We start from the raw sequence: 17370 nt of genomic DNA, 5'->3' as shown, positions 1-17370 counted from the left end.
AAATCTGATCCCCTTTTTCGTTTCCGAACGGATTTACGCCAAGTCTTTGGCGCCGCGCCGGTATTGCCGGCGAAACGCGCGCGGCGTGACGTGCTTGGCGGCGCGGAACTGGCGGTTGAAATGCGCGAGGTTGCGGTAGCCCGCCTCTTGCGCGATGACGGCAATGGCGAGATTGCTTTCGATCAGCTGTTGGCAGGCGCGGCCGATGCGCAGCCGCGCCAGGTATTCGCCCGGCGTGCAATGCGCGTGGCGCTTGAAACAGCGGTGAAACGCGCCCAGCGACAGGGCGGCCCGCTGCGCCAAGGTTTCCAGTGCGATCTCTTCCCGGAAATGCGCGTGCATGAAGTCAAACACGATGGCCATGCGCTTTTGCTGCCCATCGGCATGCACCGGCGTCTGTGCTTGCGAGGCCAGCGGCCGCGCGGCGCCATCGCCCGCCAGCGCCAGCAGCACGTCGAGCAGCAGCGGCAGGCGCTGCGGCACGGGCAGGGCGTTCAGTTGCAGCAGTTGATGGGCGCAGCGCGCGCTCGTGTCCGCTGAAAAATGCAGGGCCGGGCCGGCGCGGGCCGCCAGCTGCCGCACGCCGTGCAACTCCGGAAAACAGGCCGCCAGCTGCTCCACCCACTCGAGCGAAAACCACACGACGACGGCCAGCATCGGTTGCGCGCTGTCGATGCGCTCGCTGGCCGACCACGTGTGCGGCAAATTCGGCCCCAGCAGCACCAGGTCGCCCGGTTCGAAGTCGCCCAGATGGTCGCCGATGTAGCGCTGCCCCCGCGCATTCACGGTCAGGGTCAGCTCGAATTGCGGGTGGTAATGCCAGATGAAGGGAATGGCATCGAGTTCGCGCCACAGCAAGCCCCAGGAGTGGCCGGTCGGGATCGTGACTTGTTCGAATAAAGGCGTCATCGTGACGTTTTGAAGGAGTTGATGGTGAGGATAGTATCAGTATTGGCCGCTCAACGCGCATTTTGCTCGGCTCGGCCGGAGCACAATCTGTCTCACACCAACACAGGAGACAGCGATGCAAGACCAGGTTCAGTATCTAAACCCGCAGTACGGCGAAGACCGTCCCGGCAACCCGTCCGTGGCCTACACGGAACAAACCCAGTTGCGCGACATCCAGAAACAGCTGCCGCTGCGCGTGCTGTCCGACAGCGACTTCTTGCACTGGCAAACCTACGGCTACGTCATCGTCAAGGATGCCGTGTCGCCCGAGCAGGTGCGCCGCACAACCGATTTCCTGTGGGAATTCCAAGGACTCAACGAGAACGACCCGGCCACCTGGAACCGGGACCAGTTGCGCGACCACGCGATGAAGGAACTCAACGGTTCCGGCATGGTCGAGGCGTATCACAACCAGACCCTGTGGGACAACCGCCAGACCCAGCGCGTGTATGACGCCTTTGTCGACATTTGGGACCGTCAGGATTTGTGGGTGACCATCGACCGCGCCAACCTGAACACGCCGAACAATGGCAAGCGCAAGTTTGGCGGCTTCATCCACTGGGATGCCGATACGACGCTCGACCCGCTGCCCGTCAACGTGCAAGGCGTGCTGGCCCTGTCCGATACGTCGCCCGAGAGCGGCGGTTTTCAATGCTATCCGGAACTGTTCAACAACTTGCTGGCGTGGCGCAAGACGGTGCCGGCGGACCGCAATCCATGGCAGCCGGACCTGGCGACGGTGCCGTATCCGATGGAATTCATCGCCATGAAGAAAGGGGAGCTGCTGATCTTCAACAGCCTGCTGGCGCACGGCATCCGCCCGAACACGTCCACGGACCAGGTGCGCCTGGCCCAATACATCTCTTTTACGCCGGCCCAGGAAGACAATCAATCCCTGCGCGACTGGAGGGTGCAAAGCTGGCGCGAACGCAGCGCGCCGCAAGGCTATGCGTTTCCCGGCGACCCCGAGGAAAAGGAAAAGCTGCGCTATCCGCAAGCGCAGTTGACTGAACTGGGCGAGAAAATTCTCGGCGCGCGCGCTTGGTAAGTGTGGCGGCATTGCCTGCCGGATAGACAATTGCAGGCAAATGCACGATCATGGTCCGACTTGCCATCGACCGAGGAAACGCATGAGTATCATCACCAGCATCGAAGACTTGCGCGTGCTGGCCCAGAAACGGGTGCCGCGCATGTTTTACGACTACGCCGATTCCGGCTCCTGGACGGAATCGACGTACCGCGCCAACACCAGCGATTTCGCCAAGATCAAATTCCGCCAGCGCGTGGCCGTCAACCTGGAAAACCGCAGCCTGGCCTCGACCATGGTCGGCCAGCACGTGTCGATGCCGGTGGCCCTGTCGCCCACGGGTTTGACGGGCATGCAGCATGCCGATGGCGAAATCCTCGCGGCCCAGGCGGCCGAGCGTTTCGGCGTGCCGTTCACCCTGTCGACGATGAGCATCTGCTCGATCGAGGACGTGGCGGCGAACACGACGAAGCCGTTCTGGTTCCAGCTGTATGTGATGAAGGACCGCGAATTCATCAACCGCCTGATCGACCGCGCCAAGGCGGCGAAATGCGGCGCGCTGGTATTGACGCTCGATTTGCAGGTGCTGGGCCAGCGTCACAAGGACTTGCGCAACGGCCTGTCGGCGCCGCCGAAGCTGACGATTCCCAACATCATCAACATGGCCACCAAGCCGCGCTGGGTGGCGGGCATGCTGGGCACGAAACGCCGGGGTTTTGGCAACATCGTCGGCCACGCCACGTCCGTGTCCGATATGTCGTCCTTGTCAGCCTGGACGCAGCAGCAGTTCGACCTGAGCCTGTCGTGGGCGGACGTGGAATGGATCAAGCAACGCTGGGGCGGCAAACTGATCATCAAGGGCATCATGGACCCGGAAGACGCGCGCCTGGCCGTGGAAAGCGGCGCCGACGCGCTGATCGTCTCGAACCACGGCGGGCGCCAGCTCGATGGCGCGCAATCGTCGATCGAAGCCTTGCCGGCCATCGTCGACGGCGTCGGCAGCCAGATCGAAGTGCATATGGATGGCGGCATCCGCTCGGGCCAGGACGTGATCAAGGCCGTGGCCCTGGGCGCGAAAGGCGTATACATCGGCCGCCCGTTTTTATACGGCCTGGGCGCCATGGGCGGGCCGGGCGTGACGAAATGCCTGGACATCATCCGCAACGAGCTGGACCTGACGATGGCCTTTTGCGGCTTGCGCGACTTGCAGCAGGTGGATAAAAAGATCCTGCTGCCGGGCACGTTTTAAGGCCAGTGGGGCGGCAATTGCCTGGCCGTGCTGTCACGTATCAGCGCCGGATGGAGGCCAGTCTGCCATTTGTGAAAAGCAAGGAACGCCTGCTTTCGTATAGCCACTCTTCGTGCGCGCCGGCCGCATCGGATTTTTTGTGCATGCTGACAGGTTTTCCCCAGCCGGAGGCGCGTACCTGCTTCGCGCTCATGCCAATGTTGACGTCGCCTTTTGCTCGCAGGGCGGTCTCGAAGATAATTTCCAGGATGCCTTCTTTGGCCTCTGCTATCTCGATATCTTTGGGTGGCGAGGTGAAAAGATACTCGACAAAATCCAACCGCGAGCGTTTGGCCGGATCGTAGACATTGCGAAATAGCGTCAGCGGTCCCGGCCTGGACTCGAATAGATAGAAGGAGAGCTCCAGCGCCGCGTCCTTGTCATCTTCGAAGACGATCCGCGCATAGTGCCGGAAGTCTTTATCTACATAGCTATGCACGGTGAAACTCGTCGTTTCCGTGACGACAAACTTTTTTCCAGCGGGATTCCCGTCCTCGTCCAATTCCTGGAACTCATAGCGCGAGATGGCTTGTGGATTGGGAACGATCCAATACCTGGTCTGTTTCAAGGACTCAAGCATCAATTTGGCCGCTGCCTCGTTCTTTGTCCGCGCGGCATCGACCGGCGCATATTGCGCCTGTGCGGATCCAGCCAGCAAGGCAAGCAGAATGGCCAGGCCGCTGCCGGCGAACTTCATTATTTTCACGGAGTGCTGTCCTGTTTCTTATTGTGAGACATGCAGAGTATCAGCCGAAACGAAGACATGTCAAAAAAAGCATCCTGGTCGAAAGTACACAAGCTCTTGCCGACAGCCAGCCAGGAAACATTAACGGCTTGTTTGAACGATGTGAAAGCCTTCCGAAGAGTCGGGCGGCACGAAGTGGCGCGTGATTTCATCGAATTGCGCGTCGCTGGTGGAAAACGGGTGCAGCCCGCTTTCATTGCGCTGGCGCAAGCGCGCCTTGCATTCTTCGTCCGGCACGTCCAGAAAGTGCAGCACGTGCGGCGTGCCCGCCTGCTGGAACAGCTCGCGCATCCACGCGCGGCTGGCAGGCGTATTGGCGGGAAAATCGAGCACGACGGACACGCCCGCCTGCAGCATCTGCAGGGCCAAAGGGGCGATGGCCGCGCGCAGCCGCGCAGCGCACGCCACGTAATCGGCCAGGCTGGCGATCTGGCCCGGATACAGCTGTGCCAATAAAGTATCTTCGCTGATGCGCACGGTCTGTGGCGCACTGGCCAGCCGGGCCGTCAGGGTGGATTTTCCGGAAGCAATCTTGCCGCAGACGAGGTGCAGGGTGGGGGAAGCGTTGGTGCTGGAAGTCATGGACATGGTCGCTCGCAAAAAAAGAAATGAAGCCTGCGAGACGGTTTGACCAGTGACTGCACATCAAAGCCGCCTCTCAGGCGGCTTTGGCAATCACACTGCTGCTAAGCCACCATTGTTGAAATGGTGGCAATAATCGATGACAGGGAACGTGGTGGTGATTGCATGGGGTAACGATGCCATGCGATGGGCGGCCTTGTCAAGCCTGCCTTATGCGCAGGAATCCTCGTAGTCCATCGATGAAAAAAACGCCATGACATGATTCCTAGGGTTGCAACAAGGCCGAGCGCTGGCTCGGGCGCAGCAGGTAGACGCCGTACAGGCACAAGGGCAGCACCGCCAGCAGGGCGACGTATGGCAGGATGGACGCGCCGTCTTCGGCCGGGTTCGGCAAGGTGGCCGTTACCAGCGCGTAATCCCATAGCCCATGCACGAGCACCATCGGCCATATCGAGCGGGTGCGCAGCCGGATGGCCGCATAGCCGACGCCCTGCAAGGTGGCGGCCACGGCTTGCCACAGGGCGCCGCTGACGTCGCCCGTGGCCAGGCCGTTGGCCGTATGGGCCAGGCCGAACAGCGCCGAGGAAATCAGGACGGCCGGCCAGACTGCGTAGCGGTCCAGCATGCCCTGCAACAAGATGGCGCGGAACATCAGTTCTTCCGAGATGGCCACCAGCGCCGCATTGCACGCGACGATCAGCAGCACGCGCGGCTGCGGCCAGCCGCCGGCCCAGGCCAACAACAGCATCAGCAGCGCATACAGCAAAGGCGGCCAGACGAGCCACAGGGTTTTCCATGGCTGCGGCGCACACAGGCCCGCTGCGCGGCGCTGGCTTGACGCGAGCAGCAGCGCCAGCGCGAACAGTGCGGCCAGCGCCCACGACAGGCCGATACGGCCGGTGACGGCTGCGCCCGGCAAGGCGTAGCCGGCGGCTTCCAGCCAGCGGCCGCCCATGCTCAAGCCCAGCCAGATGGCCAGTGCGATGAGGGACAGCGGCATGGTGAGGGCGATTCTTTTCCCGGACATAAGCGGCCTCATGCTGCTGGTACGCCGCCGCTGACGCGGTTGCGGCCCGTGTTTTTCGACTGGTACAGCAAGGCATCGGCCTCGCGTATCAGCTCGCTGCTATCCGTGGGGCGGTCTTGGCCAGGCTGGAGCGTGGCCGCGCCCAGGCTGACGGTCACGACGCCGTTCGCGCTGGCCGCGTGGGGAATCTGCAAGCCTTCCACGGCCGCCCGGATGGCTTGCGCGACTTCCAGGGCGCCCGCCGCGCCCGTGCCGGGCATGATGACGGCGAACTCTTCACCGCCATAGCGGGCCGCCAGGTCTTCGGCCCGGCCGACGCTGCGCGCCACGGCGCCAGCAACTGCCTGCAGGCACTCGTCGCCCGCCACGTGGCCATACTGGTCGTTGAATTTCTTGAAGAAATCCACGTCGAGCATGATCAGCGACACTTCATGCCCGCTGCGCTGGGCGCGCTTGAGTTCATGCGCCAAGGTCTCGTCGAAACAGCGGCGGTTGGCCAGCCCCGTCAAGCCGTCCTGCGAGGCCCGCGCCGCCAGGTCCGCATTGGCGTGCTGCAACTCCGTCGTGGCCACGCGCAGGCTGGCTTCGATACGGTCGCGTACGGCAATCTGCCGCATCAGCTTGCGGAACAGGTAGATCAGCGCCGCGCCTGCCGCCAGCGACGCCAGCACGATTTGCATGCTCAAGCGTTGCCACTCGGCGAAAATATCTTCCTCCGATAGCCCCGCCGCCACGATAACGGGAAAGCGCTGCAGGTGGCGATAGCTGTACAGCCGTTCGATTTCGTCCACCTTCGCCGTCATCATGGCCGTGCCGACAGGCCCTTTTTCGCGGTAGGCGCGCAGGACCGCACCCGACGAAATATCCATGCCGATGACGCCGGGCTGGAATGGCCGGCGGTAGATCAAGGTGCCGTCGTCGAGCGCAAAGAAGGCCGTGCCCGTATTGCCAAGGTTGAGGCTATCGTAGATGCGTTCGAAGGAGGCGAGCCCCAGGGTGACCAGCACCACGCCCGCAAAGGAACCGTCCGCCAATTCCACCCGGCGCGACACGGGCAAGACCCATTGCCCGCTGGATTTGCTGCGCACGGGCGCGCTGATGCGGCTGCCCAGCTGCGCATGCGTCTTGTGATAAGTAAAGTAGCCGCGGTCCGCATTGTTGCCGTCCTGCCCGGCGCCGGACGAGCTGGCCAGCCAGTCTCCGCGGCTGTCAAAAATGAAGACGCCGGCAATTTCCACGATATTTTTCGATAGCTGCTGCAGATGCGATTGCAGCCGCTCGCCGGTCGCGTCATTATTGCCTTCGTTGCGGATGTGTTCGACGATATCTTCCAGCATCACATCGGCGACTTCCAGTTCCATGTACGCTTGGGTCGCCAGGGTGCGCGCCATGTGTTCCGTCGTCGCCTTCGCTTCGTGCAAGCGTACTTCGCGCGAAGACCAGACGATCCAGATGGTCATGCCAAGCAGCATGGCGCACATGCAAAAGAAGGCGATGCTGGCCCAGACGATCACTGGCCGCTTGTGCTTGCTCAAGATCTCGGGCTGCGCCGGGACGGCGTCGGTATGTGCTGCTTCTTTTACTGCGGGCATAAGCGGATCATGAAGTTGCATCAATGATATGGTGAAATATTGCCATACTACATTAAAACGCACGATCACAAAATTGCCACTTCGTTATAGTTGCATGGAATAATAAGCATTGCCCCTTTGAACCTTTGATTGGAGTCGCATGGCCTACACGAAAACCATCACCACTGAACGCCTGATCCTGCGCAAGCCGCAACCATCAGATGAAGCGGACTTCTTCGCCATGCATGCCGATCCCGAAGTGATGCGCTATTTCAGCGAGCCGCCATGGCAGGATGCCAGCATCGCCGCGCGCAAGCTTGCCGAGGACATCGCCGCTTTCGAGAGCGAGGAATTCTTCCGCTTCGCCGTCACGCTGAAGGCGACGGGCGAATATATGGGCAGCTGCAGCCTGTTTTCCGAACACCGCCAGAACCGCCGTGCCGAAATCGGCTATGCGCTGGCGCGCCCGCACTGGGGCAAGGGCTATATGCAGGAAGCCTTGTCGGCGCTGCTGGAATACGCGTTCATCGAGCGCGACCTGAACCGCCTGGAAGCCGATATCGATCCGCTCAATACGGCTTCGGCCAGCGCCCTGGAACGCCAGGGTTTCAGCAAGGAAGGTTTCTTGCCCGAACGCTGGATCGTCGGAGGGCACGTCAGCGATACGGCCCTGTACGGCTTGCTGCGGCGTACGTGGGAGGCACGGCGCAAAGGCGCCGCGTGAGCCAGCAGGAAACCGAAGCGCTCGAGAGCTGGCTGGGCCGCGCCTTGCCGGCGTACTATCTGTGCTTTCTCCAGGACTGGCAGGAAGGTCTCCGCGGCGAGCAGGTATTGCTGTATGGCGCAGAAAGTTTGGTGGAGCGTAACGAAACATATGACACGCTGCAATCCTGCCCCGGCTACATCACCATCGGCGACGACAGCGGCGGGCGCGCCGTCATGCTGGCCCTCGATGATGGCGACCGCGCCGTGTATCTGGTGGGGCATGGTTCGATGCAGCGCGATGATTTTGAGGTGGCTGCCAATGATTTTACATCCTGGCTGGCCGCCGATTGCCCACTAGCCTGAGGAGGATGCCAAGCAATGAAAGCTGTCGATTTACCCAGTTCGGATCATCCCCTCGTGACGTTGCGCCAGCTGGAACGCAGCGACGCGCCCGCCTGGTATGCCTACCTGGCCGATCCTGTCGTCGTGGAGCACACGAGCTGGGACTTGCATTGCGTCGACGATCTGCAGGCCAATTTCGATGATTACGCCTCGGCCCAGCCAGCGTCGTCCATCCGCCTGGCCATCGTGCTGCGCGAGGGCGGCCAGCTGGTGGGCACGATCGGCTTCAATGCGATTTCCCCGCAGCACCGCACGGCGGAGATTGCCTACGATCTGTCTCCTGCCGTATGGGGGCGGGGCGTGGCCACGTCCATCGCCGCGTCGGTCATGGACTGGGGCTTCCAGCGCCTGGGCTTCCTGCGTATCCAGGCAACTGTGCTGGAGAGCAATGAACGTTCGATCCGCGTACTGGAACGCTGCGGTTTCGAGCGCGAAGGCTATCTGCGCTGCTACCGGCAAATTCGCGGTAGGTCCGGCAACTTCTGGCTGTATGCGCGCATTGCCGGCACTCCATGAATCGCTTGCCCTTGAGCATATTGCTGGTGGAAGACCACCTGGCCATCGCGCGCCAGGTGCTCGACTTCCTCGACGGCCTGGGCTGGCAGACCGACCATGCGGGCACGGGGGCGCTGGCCGTGCAATTGGCCACGCGCAACAACTATGACGTGGTGCTGCTGGACCTGAACCTGCCCGACATCGATGGCTTGCAAGTGTGCCGCGCCATCAAGGCGGGCGCGCCCAGCAATGTGCCGATCTTGATGCTGACGGCGCGCGATGCGTATGAAGACAAGGCGCGCGGCTTTCGCGACGGCGCCGACGATTACCTGAGCAAACCGTTCGACTTGCGCGAAGTGGCCTTGCGCTGCGAAGCGCTGGCGCGCCGGCACCAGCTGCACGTGCACCAGGAAATGCGCGTAGGCCCCTTCACCTTGCAGACGCGCGAAGGACGCGCCCTGCTCGGTGACGTGGCGCTGCCTTTGACGCAGACGGGTTTCAAGATATTGCTGCTGCTGTGCCGCGAGCATCCGCACGCCGTGTCGCGTTCGGCCTTGCTGCAGCATCTGTGGGGCAGCCAGCCGCCCGACAGCGATGCGCTCAAATCGCACATCTACGCGCTGCGCAAGCAGCTGGAGCTGGCCGGCGGCACGGGCATGCTGGTGACCATACCGCAGTTGGGCTACCGCCTTGCCTTCGACACTGCGGCGTTTCCATGAGCAAGTCGATCCGGCAGCGCCTGTTCGCTGCACTGGCCGGCTTTACTGTCTTGCTGTGCCTGTGCTACACGGGCCTGGCGCTGGTGATCGCCTACGTGACGGAAGACATGCTGGTGCAGCGCCTGCTCGAACGCGAAGCGGCGGTGGTCAGCCAGCATTTGCGCCAGCACGGTGAGCTTACGCCTTCCGGTAACGACCTCATCAAGACTTACGCCAACTACCATGATCTGCCTCAAGTGGTGCGCGAGCAAGTGTCACCGTCAGCCCCGCGCGGGGAAGTGTTTACCACCACGGGCCAGCATTATCACGTGCTGGCGCTGGACCTCGTCGCCGCTGGCCAGCCGCAGCGCAGCTATCTGCTGGCCGACGTGGCACCTGTGCTGGTGGTGCAGCGCCTGGCGCAAGAGGTGGGCGGTGTCGTGCTGGGCGTGGCGCTGGCGCTGATCGCGCTGGCCTTGCTGCTGGCGTACTGGCTGGCGCGGCGCCTCGTGCTGCCCCTGCAGCGCCTGGCCCAGGAAGCGCGCCAGCTGGCGCCCGGCAGCGCCGTCCATTTCAGCGAGCGTGACCGCCCCGACGAAATCGGTTTCCTGGCGCGCCGCCTGGAAACCACGTTTGCCGAACTGCAGGCGGTGTTGCAGCGCGAACAGGCCTTCGCCCGCGACGTCAGCCATGAACTGCGCACGCCGCTGACCTTGATGCACAACACGCTGGCGCTGGCCGAGGCGCGGCCCCTGGGCAGGCAAGAGCAGGCGCAGCTGCGGCAATCCTCGGACGAGATGCGCGCTACCATCGACGTGCTGTTCGCGCTGGCACGGGCAGAGCAACTGCCGGGCGACGTGGTGGAGTTGCGCGGCTGCATGGAGCAATGCCTGCTGCGTCTGCTCGACGAACATCCGTGGGACGCCAGCCTGCTGACCCTGGACTTGCCCGAGCGGCTGGACGTGGCCGGCAACGGGCAGCTGGTCATGTTGCTTATCAATAATTGCCTGGCGAATGCGCTGTTTCATGGCGGCCCCGATTGCCGCATCAGCATTGCGTTTGCGCAAGGCCACCTGAACATCATCAATACCGTGCAGGCGGGGCAGCCACGGCGCGTCCACGGTTTCGCGCATGGCCAGAATCTGCTGCTGCGCCTGGCGCAAGCGATGCGCTGGGACATTGCTTTCCACCCCGGCGCGACGCAGTACCGTGTCGCGATCGTTCCTGCCCCGGCGCCATAAAGTCGGCGGATTTCACCGCGATTTCACCTGCTCCTGCTTATGCTGGCGGCTCTTTGACTTGAAGGGAAGCCCATGAAAATCGCCATCAGCCTGTTGATCCTGTCCTGCGTGTGCACATCCGCGCTGGCCCAGGTGAGCAGCCTCGTCCACAAGGAAGACAAGCGCCGCTACATCGTCTACACGCCGCCGTCTTACCAAAGCGCGCCGCAGCAAGCCTTTCCCGTCGTCTTCAATTTCCATGGCGGCGGCATGAGCATGGCGGAACAAATGCTGTACACACAAATGAACAAGACGGCCGAGCGGCACCAATTCATCGTCGTGTATCCGCAAGGCATCAAGCAGGACTGGAACGTGGGCTTCGGCATGGATTACCTGGCGGGCACGGATGACGTCGGTTTCACGCAAGCCATGCTGAGTAAACTCAGGCAGGATTACCGCATCGATGACAAAAGAGTCTATGCGACGGGCCTGTCGCGCGGCGGTTTCTTTGCCCTGCGCCTGGCGGCCGAGCTGCCGCAGCAGTTCGCCGCCGTCGCCTCGGTGGGCGCGCCCATGCCGGAACCCGTGGTGCGGCACCATCAACAGCGCGGAAAGGTCGGCATGCTGTTGATACAGGGGACGGCCGACAAGGTCGTGCTGTACGAAGGCAAGGCCGCCGGCTACCTGTCGGCGCAGGGCACCTTTGATTACTGGCGCAAGCACAACGGCATCGATGGCGCCACGCCGCAGCCGCGCCTGATTCCTGGCCCTGCCGGCGATACGACGCAAGTAAGCTGGCTGGAGCAGGGTGGCGATGACGGCGGCGCCAGCGTTGCCTTGCTCACCGTCAAGGATGGCGGCCACACGTGGCCTGGCGCCGATGCCTTCAATGTCGGGCTGCCCATCGGCAAGACCACGCGCGCCGTCGATGCGAATGACGTCATCTGGGAATTTTTCAGCAAGCACCGGCGTTAAGGTGACGGGGACGCGGTTGCCTGTGGCACACTCTTGTCATATTGAATCTTGCACAAGGAAATGATGAACAGCCACCCCGTCACCGTATTTTGCCGCTCCTTGGCGCAGCTTTCCGCCATGCTCGACAAGACCGGCACCGCGCCGCAGATGCTGGCGGCGCGCTTGCATCCGGACATGTTGCCATTTGCCCAGCAGGTGCGCGCGGCCGTGAGCTTTTCCCTGCGCGGCTGCTGCCCGCTGGCGGGGCTGGAGGTGGCCGATTTCAGCGCCGCCGCCAGCCTGCAGGAGCAGATCGCGCAGACCATACGCTACCTCAAGGATATTCCTGCCGAACGTTTTGACGGGCCGCCCGGGCGCATCTGCCGCGACCGCGCCGGCTTTGCCGACATCGCGCTGCCGGCCGGCGAATATTTGAACTTGTATATCCTGCCGAATTTCTATTTCCACTTCAGCATGGCGTATGCGATTGCCCGCAGCCAGGGAGCCAGCATCGGCAAGGGCGATTTCGATGGCTATCACGCGTATGCGCCGGGATTTTCCTTCGAGACGCCGGCCGCATCGTAAGAACTACAGTCCCGCTTCCTTCCAGGCGGAAAACCCCAGCCGTTTCAGCAGCCGGCCCGACAGTCCGCAGCTCCAGCAGCTGATCTGGATTTGCCGGTGCCGTGCCGGGTTCGCATGCCAGGCTTGCTCGGCGTAATCGAGCAGGGCGTCGCTGAGCGGGGAGGCGTCGGCCTGTCGCGGCAGGCGGTTCATCAGTTCGAACACGCCGTGTGGGGCCTCCTTGATCTGCAGCAAACTGGCCAGCAGGGCGCGCAGCACGGCGCCGTCGATGGAGCCGCTCGCTTGCGTGTAGCGTTGCCGCCAGCACAGGCTGCGCGCTTGCCACAGGGCCAGCAGTGCGGGCACGTCGGCCACCCGCAGTTGTCCGATCAGCTCGTCCGCTTCGTGAAACAGGTCGAGGCGGTCGTATTCCTCGTCGTCGCCGCACAGCAGTTCATCGAGTTCGTGCAATACGCTCATGCCACCACGTTTGTGGGCGCGCCCCGTTCGAACGCTTCCACGTTGCCGATCAGGATGTCCGCCAGCTTTTGCATGGCTTCGCCACTGGCCCAGGCCGTGTGCGGCGTGAGGATGAAGTTGGGCAGGCGTAAATTCAACAGCGGATTGTCGGGCAGCGGCGGCTCCTTCGATAACACGTCGAAGCCGGCGCCGGCGATCACGCCGTTTTTCAATGCTTCAGCCAGCGCCGCTTCATCGACAAGGCCGCCCCGCGCCGTGTTGATCAACAGCGACGTCGGCTGCATGCGCGCCAGTTCTTGCGCGCCGATGATGTTGCGCGTCTTGTCCGTCAGCGGCAGGTGCAGGCTGAGTACGTCGGACGTGGCCAGCAAGTCATCGAAGCTCACTTGCGTCACGCCGTCCTCATCGATGGAGGAGCGGTTGTGGACTTGCACCTGCATGCCGAAGGCGCGCCCCAGCTGCGCCACGGACTTGCCCAGCGCGCCGTAGCCGAGCAAACCCAAACGGCTGCCGGCCAGGTCGCGGATCGGGTGGCCGAACAGGCAGAAGCGGTCCGATGCCTGCCACAGGCCCGCTTCCACGTCCGCGCGGTAGGCCACCAGCTGGCGGCGCAGGGCCAGCATCAGGGCCAAGGTATGTTCCGGCACGGTGGCGCGCGCATAGTCGCGGATATTCGCCACGACGATGCCCCGCTCGCGGCAGGCGGCCAGGTCGATGATATCCGTGCCGGTGGCGGCCACGGCAATCATCTTCAGGTCAGGCAGCTGCGCCAGCTCGGCCGCGCGCAGCGGCACTTTGTTCGTGATGGCGATCGTGGCGCCTTGCAGGCGGGATACCGTCTGTTCGCTGCCCCTGGTGTGCGCATGCTCTTCCCAGCTGTGCGCGAAGGCGGGCGGGCGCACGGTGGCGATCAGGCTGTCGCGGTCGAGGAAGACGATGCGGTGGGGCGATGTGCTTGCTGCGGTCATGGCTGGGCCTCGGTCAGGGTGGCGCGCGGGCTCGGGCTGGCATTTCTGCTCTTGAGCTGCGTGGCCGGGTGGTTGGTAAACATGTCGGCGACCCATTCGACAAACACGCGCACCTTGGCGGACAGATGGCGGTTGGGCGGATAGATCACGTGGATGGGCAGCGGGTCGGATTCCCATTCATTGAGCAATTCCACCATTTTGCCCTGTTCTATCAATGGGGCAAGCATGAAATGCGTCATTTGCACGATGCCCAGGCCCGCCAGGCCGGCGGCTGTGTAGGCGTTCGAGTCGTTCAGGGCGATATGGCTGGGCATGGCGATCTGGATGCGTTCGCCGGCACGCGTGAAATCCCAGTCAAACGTTTTGCCCGTCTTGGCGGAGAAAAAATTCACGCCGCGGTGGCGCGGCAAGTCGTTCGGATGCAGCGGCGTGCCGTGGTGCGCCAGGTAGCCGGGCGAGGCGCACGTCATGAAGTGCAGCACGCCGACCCGGCGCGCGATCAGGTTCAGGTCGCCCAGTTCTCCGCCGCGCACGGCGCAGTCGACGCCTTCTTCGATCAGGTCGACGGGGCGGTCGCTGCAACCGAGTTCCAGCGAGATGTCCGGGTAGCGGGCAAAAAAATCGGGCAGGGCAGGGATGATCAGTTCGCTGGCCAGGGCCGTGGGCGCATCCACCCGCAGCCGTCCGCTGGGGCTCAATCGCGTGCGAGACAGCGATTCCTCGGCCTCGCGCACGTCGGACAGGATGCGCACGCAGCGTTCGTAATAGGCGGCCCCGTCGGACGTGATGCTGACGTGGCGCGTCGTGCGGTTGAGCAACTTGACCGACAGGCTCGCTTCCAGCGACTGGATCAGGGTCGATACGGTGGCTTTTGGCAGCTGCATGTTTTCCGCCGCGCGCGTAAAGCCGCCCGCATCGACGACTTGGATGAAAACTTCCATTGCTTGCAGCTTGTTCACTTGAATTCCTGTCACTTTAGGCTTGATTATTCAGAATCCTGAACAATCAATTCGTCATTGCACTCTTTATCAGATTGTAGATCAAGTCTATAGTTGTTGTACTGCAGCATAAATGTGATGCCGCAGGAAGTACAACAGGAGAAACATCATGGCTTATCGGAATGGACACTTTGCAGTACCCGCCTTGGTTGCGGTTGCGCTCGCTCTGGCCGCGATGGTATCGACGGATGCGTATTCACTGGCGGCGCAAAGCGAAGCCAGTGCTTATAGCGCCCTGACCCATGAAGTGGGCGGCGTCGCCCTGTTGTGCCTGAACGACACGGTACTTGATGCTGCGGTGCAGCCGGTGGTGGCGCAATGAGCGTTGCCGGCACCGTGGCTGAACTGGCTCCTGGCCAGGCGCTGAAGATACGCGACATCCAGGTCCAGGGCGCGCAGGATGCGCTCGGCGCGCGCGTCTACACGGCCGGCGTGCCGGGCGCCAAGCAGGCCAGCCTGATCGTCTTCTTCCATGGCGGCGGTTTTGTCGACGGCGACCTGGACGATGCAGACGACTTCCTGCGCTGCCTCGTGCTGAGCAATCCGGACCACGTGGTGCTGGCCGCGAACTACACCTTGGCCAAGGTGCGGCCTTTCCCCGCCGCCGTGGAAGACGCGCACGCCGTGCTGCTGTGGGCAAAAAAGAACAAGTCCAAGCTGGGCTGGACGGGCAAGCAGATGCTGGTGTCGGGCATCGAGGCGGGCGCCAATCTGGCCGCCGTGTGCGCCATGATGTCGCGCGACCGGGGCGGACCGCCCCTCGCGGGCCAAGTGCTGATCATGCCCATGCTCGACCCCGGCCTGTCGACCTGTTCGATGCGCCACTTGCCGACGTGCCCTGACCTGGCGGAAGTGGCCGATCAATGCGCCGCCGCCTACCGTGGCTACCTGCCGAATGCCGCTGACCGTACCCATCCGTACGCGTCGCCATTGCAGTCGAGCCGCCTGAAGAATCTGCCGCCAGCGCTCATCCTCTCCAGTGAAGACGACCCATTGCGCGACGAGGCTGAACAATACGGCAGCAAATTGATTGCCTGCGGCATCAAGACCACCGTGCGGCGCATGGCCGCCGCGCCGCTGCAGGATGCCGGCGCCCGCAATGAGTGCGCCTGCAAGGTGCAGGTATTGAGTGAAATCGCCAGCTTTGTCGCTGGACTGGGGCAGGAGCCCGAGTCATGACGCCGCCATCTGCGGCACCGCAAAATAACTTACACTAATCAGTTTACTTTTTAAGTTTCGGTTGCTACACTATGCAGTGTAGTTCCCATCTTGCCTGAGTTGTGCGTTCGCACAGCCAGCTTTGTCGTCCCCGTCCGCTTTTAAGCAGCTGGCGGCCTGTTTACCTTTGATCGAGCGCCGTCGGGCGCCATGGCACCACCATTCACTCTTTTTAGCTGGGTTGCTTCCTGCCGCCCATACCATTAGAAATTTTCATAAAACAGGGAAATAAAATGAAAAACGTTCAACAATTTTCCACTCTGCTCAAGCCCCTGGCTGCCTCGCTCGCGCTGGCAGGACTGGTGGCCGTGAGTCTGGCTGGCTGCGATTCGGCCAATAGCAAGGTGCCCGACGCGCCAGCGGCCGGCGGCCCGCCCATCTCGGCCGCCGCCGTCGTTGAAAAACAGATCACGGAAACGCAGGAATTCTCGGGTCGCCTGGAAGCGATCGAGCGCGTGGAAATCCGCTCGAGAGTCGGCGGTTTCATCACGGCCGTCAATTTCAAGCCGGGCAGCGAAGTCAAAAAGGGCGACGTGCTGTTCGTCATCGATCCGCGCCCATTCCAGGCCGAAGTGTCGCGCGCCGAAGGCACTGCCGCCTCGGCCCGCGCCAAGGCGGAACTGGCCAAGCTGGAACTGTCGCGCGCTGAAAAGCTGCTGGCCGAAAAAGCCATCGCCCAGCGCGAATTCGATGAAAAAGCGTCGGGCCTGAAAGAGCTGGACGCGAATGTCCGTTCGGCGCAAGCCGCGTATGAAGCGGCGAAACTGAACTTGTCGTACACGCAGGTGCAGGCGCCGATCAGCGGCCGTGTCAGCAAGGCGGAAATCACCGTCGGCAACCTGATCGACGCTTCCGCCATCCTCACCTCGGTCGTGTCGACGGACCGCATCTACGCCAGCTTCGACGGCGATGAAGATACCTACCTGCGCGTGGCCGGTACGGCGCAAAAGGGCACGCCCGTTACCGTCAAGGTAGGCCTGGCCAACGAAACGGGCTTCCCGCATGAAGGCAAGCTGGAATTCGTCGACAACCAGCTCGACCCGGCCACGGGCAGCGTGCGCATGCGCGCCACCTTCGCCAACGCCGAGCGCCAGCTGGTGCCTGGCCTGTTCGCGCGCATCCAGCTTGATGGCGGCAACGGCCCGCAGGCGCAAAGCACGGCGCTGTTGATCAGCGACCGCGCCGTCGGCACGGACCAAAGCCGCAAATACGTCTACGTGGTGGGCGCCGACAACAAGGCCGAATACCGCGCCGTCAAGCTGGGCCCGACTTCGGACGGCTTGCGCGTGGTGCGTGAAGGCTTGAAAGCGGGCGAGAAAATCGTCGTCAACGGTTTGCAGCGCGTGCGCCCGGGCGCCCCGGTGACGCCGCAGATGGTGGCGATGGATTTCGATCCGACCGCGCCTGCCGCTCCCGCAAAACCTGAAGCAAAAGATGCCAAGATCGCCGCGAAAGCAGCATCGACTTCCAAGGAATAAAC

The 17370-nt window shown here is 62.8% G+C and carries 20 protein-coding genes; 12 read left to right on the top strand and 8 right to left on the bottom strand.

What is annotated here, in order from left to right; translation table 11 throughout:
- Positions 1-33: 33 nt before the first annotated feature.
- Positions 34-909, bottom strand: a complete 876-nt coding sequence (locus tag AC4BCN_RS19645) for a helix-turn-helix domain-containing protein (RefSeq protein WP_485878006.1) — start codon at positions 907-909, stop codon at positions 34-36.
- A 115-nt stretch (positions 910-1024) separates the two neighbouring features.
- Here AC4BCN_RS19645 and AC4BCN_RS19640 point away from each other — a divergent pair, with 115 nt between their 5' ends.
- Positions 1025-1996: a phytanoyl-CoA dioxygenase family protein gene (locus AC4BCN_RS19640; protein ID WP_490491568.1), complete on the top strand. Its 972-nt coding sequence runs from the start codon at positions 1025-1027 to the stop codon at positions 1994-1996.
- 82 nt (positions 1997-2078) lie between these two features.
- The gene (locus AC4BCN_RS19635) at positions 2079-3224 is read left to right on the top strand and encodes an alpha-hydroxy acid oxidase (RefSeq protein WP_490491567.1); all 1146 of its coding nucleotides are present in this window, start codon (positions 2079-2081) and stop codon (positions 3222-3224) included.
- A gap of 40 nt (positions 3225-3264) precedes the next feature.
- On the opposite strand, the gene AC4BCN_RS19630 is transcribed toward AC4BCN_RS19635, so the two are convergent.
- The 4 genes from AC4BCN_RS19630 to AC4BCN_RS19615 all read right to left on the bottom strand — a co-directional run bounded on the left by AC4BCN_RS19630 (position 3265) and on the right by AC4BCN_RS19615 (position 7209).
- Complete coding sequence (locus AC4BCN_RS19630; protein ID WP_139143480.1) at positions 3265-3969, bottom strand: hypothetical protein; 705 nt, start codon at positions 3967-3969, stop codon at positions 3265-3267.
- 120 nt (positions 3970-4089) lie between these two features.
- Positions 4090-4596 (bottom strand): P-loop nucleotide/nucleoside kinase family protein, encoded by a 507-nt coding sequence (locus AC4BCN_RS19625; RefSeq protein ID WP_490491566.1) that lies wholly within the window; start codon positions 4594-4596, stop codon positions 4090-4092.
- 259 nt (positions 4597-4855) lie between these two features.
- A complete protein-coding gene (locus AC4BCN_RS19620; protein ID WP_490491565.1) occupies positions 4856-5617 on the bottom strand; it encodes a CPBP family intramembrane glutamic endopeptidase in 762 nt (253 codons plus the stop codon).
- Between the two features lie 8 nt (positions 5618-5625).
- Positions 5626-7209 (bottom strand): GGDEF domain-containing protein, encoded by a 1584-nt coding sequence (locus AC4BCN_RS19615; protein WP_490491564.1) that lies wholly within the window; start codon positions 7207-7209, stop codon positions 5626-5628.
- Between the two features lie 139 nt (positions 7210-7348).
- On the opposite strand from AC4BCN_RS19615, the gene AC4BCN_RS19610 reads away from it, so the two are divergent.
- The 7 genes from AC4BCN_RS19610 to AC4BCN_RS19580 all read left to right on the top strand — a co-directional run bounded on the left by AC4BCN_RS19610 (position 7349) and on the right by AC4BCN_RS19580 (position 12247).
- Complete coding sequence (locus tag AC4BCN_RS19610) at positions 7349-7912, top strand: GNAT family N-acetyltransferase (RefSeq protein ID WP_034751971.1); 564 nt, start codon at positions 7349-7351, stop codon at positions 7910-7912.
- Entirely contained in the window at positions 7909-8256 is a 348-nt protein-coding gene (locus AC4BCN_RS19605; protein WP_490491563.1) for an SMI1/KNR4 family protein, read from the top strand. The genes AC4BCN_RS19610 and AC4BCN_RS19605 overlap by 4 nt, the downstream gene beginning before the upstream one ends.
- A gap of 15 nt (positions 8257-8271) precedes the next feature.
- Positions 8272-8811, top strand: coding sequence for a GNAT family N-acetyltransferase (locus tag AC4BCN_RS19600; RefSeq protein WP_490491562.1), 540 nt, complete (start codon positions 8272-8274; stop codon positions 8809-8811).
- Complete coding sequence (locus tag AC4BCN_RS19595) at positions 8808-9509, top strand: response regulator transcription factor (protein ID WP_490491561.1); 702 nt, start codon at positions 8808-8810, stop codon at positions 9507-9509. The genes AC4BCN_RS19600 and AC4BCN_RS19595 overlap by 4 nt, the downstream gene beginning before the upstream one ends.
- Positions 9506-10729, top strand: a complete 1224-nt coding sequence (locus AC4BCN_RS19590) for a sensor histidine kinase (RefSeq protein ID WP_490491560.1) — start codon at positions 9506-9508, stop codon at positions 10727-10729. The genes AC4BCN_RS19595 and AC4BCN_RS19590 overlap by 4 nt, the downstream gene beginning before the upstream one ends.
- A gap of 72 nt (positions 10730-10801) precedes the next feature.
- A complete protein-coding gene (locus tag AC4BCN_RS19585) occupies positions 10802-11683 on the top strand; it encodes a CE1 family esterase (RefSeq protein WP_490491559.1) in 882 nt (293 codons plus the stop codon).
- Between the two features lie 60 nt (positions 11684-11743).
- Positions 11744-12247, top strand: coding sequence for a DUF1993 family protein (locus AC4BCN_RS19580; protein WP_490491558.1), 504 nt, complete (start codon positions 11744-11746; stop codon positions 12245-12247).
- Between the two features lie 3 nt (positions 12248-12250).
- Here the strand turns inward: AC4BCN_RS19580 and AC4BCN_RS19575 are convergent, their stop codons facing one another.
- From AC4BCN_RS19575 to AC4BCN_RS19565, 3 genes are read right to left on the bottom strand one after another with little or no spacing between them, the layout of a single operon-like run.
- Positions 12251-12706 carry a hypothetical protein gene (locus AC4BCN_RS19575; RefSeq protein ID WP_490491557.1) on the bottom strand — a complete coding sequence of 152 codons (456 nt, stop codon included), beginning with the start codon at positions 12704-12706 and terminating at the stop codon, positions 12251-12253.
- Entirely contained in the window at positions 12703-13674 is a 972-nt protein-coding gene (locus AC4BCN_RS19570; RefSeq protein WP_490491556.1) for a D-2-hydroxyacid dehydrogenase, read from the bottom strand. Before AC4BCN_RS19570 ends, AC4BCN_RS19575 begins: the two co-directional genes overlap by 4 nt.
- Positions 13671-14633 (bottom strand): LysR family transcriptional regulator, encoded by a 963-nt coding sequence (locus AC4BCN_RS19565; protein WP_128142660.1) that lies wholly within the window; start codon positions 14631-14633, stop codon positions 13671-13673. Before AC4BCN_RS19565 ends, AC4BCN_RS19570 begins: the two co-directional genes overlap by 4 nt.
- Positions 14634-14781: 148 nt before the next feature.
- Here AC4BCN_RS19565 and AC4BCN_RS19560 point away from each other — a divergent pair, with 148 nt between their 5' ends.
- The 3 genes from AC4BCN_RS19560 to AC4BCN_RS19550 all read left to right on the top strand — a co-directional run bounded on the left by AC4BCN_RS19560 (position 14782) and on the right by AC4BCN_RS19550 (position 17368).
- The gene (locus AC4BCN_RS19560; RefSeq protein ID WP_485877982.1) at positions 14782-14994 is read left to right on the top strand and encodes a hypothetical protein; all 213 of its coding nucleotides are present in this window, start codon (positions 14782-14784) and stop codon (positions 14992-14994) included.
- Positions 14991-15851, top strand: coding sequence for an alpha/beta hydrolase (locus AC4BCN_RS19555; protein WP_128142662.1), 861 nt, complete (start codon positions 14991-14993; stop codon positions 15849-15851). Before AC4BCN_RS19560 ends, AC4BCN_RS19555 begins: the two co-directional genes overlap by 4 nt.
- Before the next feature lie 272 nt (positions 15852-16123).
- On the top strand, positions 16124-17368 hold the full coding sequence (locus AC4BCN_RS19550) for an efflux RND transporter periplasmic adaptor subunit (RefSeq protein WP_128142663.1): 1245 nt from the start codon (positions 16124-16126) through the stop codon (positions 17366-17368).
- Positions 17369-17370: the final 2 nt, after the last annotated feature.

The sequence above is a fragment of the Janthinobacterium sp. Bl 1 genome, from assembly GCF_058215535.1.
This window is presented reverse-complemented; position numbering and strand designations above follow the sequence as displayed.

Bases quoted from the DNA above. Each gene is read 5' to 3' on its own strand.
- AC4BCN_RS19645 (WP_485878006.1), bottom strand. From the start codon at position 909: ATGACGCCTTTATTCGAACAAGTCACGATCCCGACCGGCCACTCCTGG.
- AC4BCN_RS19640 (WP_490491568.1), top strand. From the start codon at position 1,025: ATGCAAGACCAGGTTCAGTATCTAAACCCGCAGTACGGCGAAGACCGT.
- AC4BCN_RS19635 (WP_490491567.1), top strand. From the start codon at position 2,079: ATGAGTATCATCACCAGCATCGAAGACTTGCGCGTGCTGGCCCAGAAA.
- AC4BCN_RS19625 (WP_490491566.1), bottom strand. From the start codon at position 4,596: ATGTCCATGACTTCCAGCACCAACGCTTCCCCCACCCTGCACCTCGTC.
- AC4BCN_RS19620 (WP_490491565.1), bottom strand. From the start codon at position 5,617: ATGTCCGGGAAAAGAATCGCCCTCACCATGCCGCTGTCCCTCATCGCA.
- AC4BCN_RS19615 (WP_490491564.1), bottom strand. From the start codon at position 7,209: ATGCCCGCAGTAAAAGAAGCAGCACATACCGACGCCGTCCCGGCGCAG.
- AC4BCN_RS19610 (WP_034751971.1), top strand. From the start codon at position 7,349: ATGGCCTACACGAAAACCATCACCACTGAACGCCTGATCCTGCGCAAG.
- AC4BCN_RS19600 (WP_490491562.1), top strand. From the start codon at position 8,272: ATGAAAGCTGTCGATTTACCCAGTTCGGATCATCCCCTCGTGACGTTG.
- AC4BCN_RS19595 (WP_490491561.1), top strand. From the start codon at position 8,808: ATGAATCGCTTGCCCTTGAGCATATTGCTGGTGGAAGACCACCTGGCC.
- AC4BCN_RS19590 (WP_490491560.1), top strand. From the start codon at position 9,506: ATGAGCAAGTCGATCCGGCAGCGCCTGTTCGCTGCACTGGCCGGCTTT.
- AC4BCN_RS19585 (WP_490491559.1), top strand. From the start codon at position 10,802: ATGAAAATCGCCATCAGCCTGTTGATCCTGTCCTGCGTGTGCACATCC.
- AC4BCN_RS19580 (WP_490491558.1), top strand. From the start codon at position 11,744: ATGATGAACAGCCACCCCGTCACCGTATTTTGCCGCTCCTTGGCGCAG.
- AC4BCN_RS19575 (WP_490491557.1), bottom strand. From the start codon at position 12,706: ATGAGCGTATTGCACGAACTCGATGAACTGCTGTGCGGCGACGACGAG.
- AC4BCN_RS19570 (WP_490491556.1), bottom strand. From the start codon at position 13,674: ATGACCGCAGCAAGCACATCGCCCCACCGCATCGTCTTCCTCGACCGC.
- AC4BCN_RS19560 (WP_485877982.1), top strand. From the start codon at position 14,782: ATGGCTTATCGGAATGGACACTTTGCAGTACCCGCCTTGGTTGCGGTT.
- AC4BCN_RS19555 (WP_128142662.1), top strand. From the start codon at position 14,991: ATGAGCGTTGCCGGCACCGTGGCTGAACTGGCTCCTGGCCAGGCGCTG.
- AC4BCN_RS19550 (WP_128142663.1), top strand. From the start codon at position 16,124: ATGAAAAACGTTCAACAATTTTCCACTCTGCTCAAGCCCCTGGCTGCC.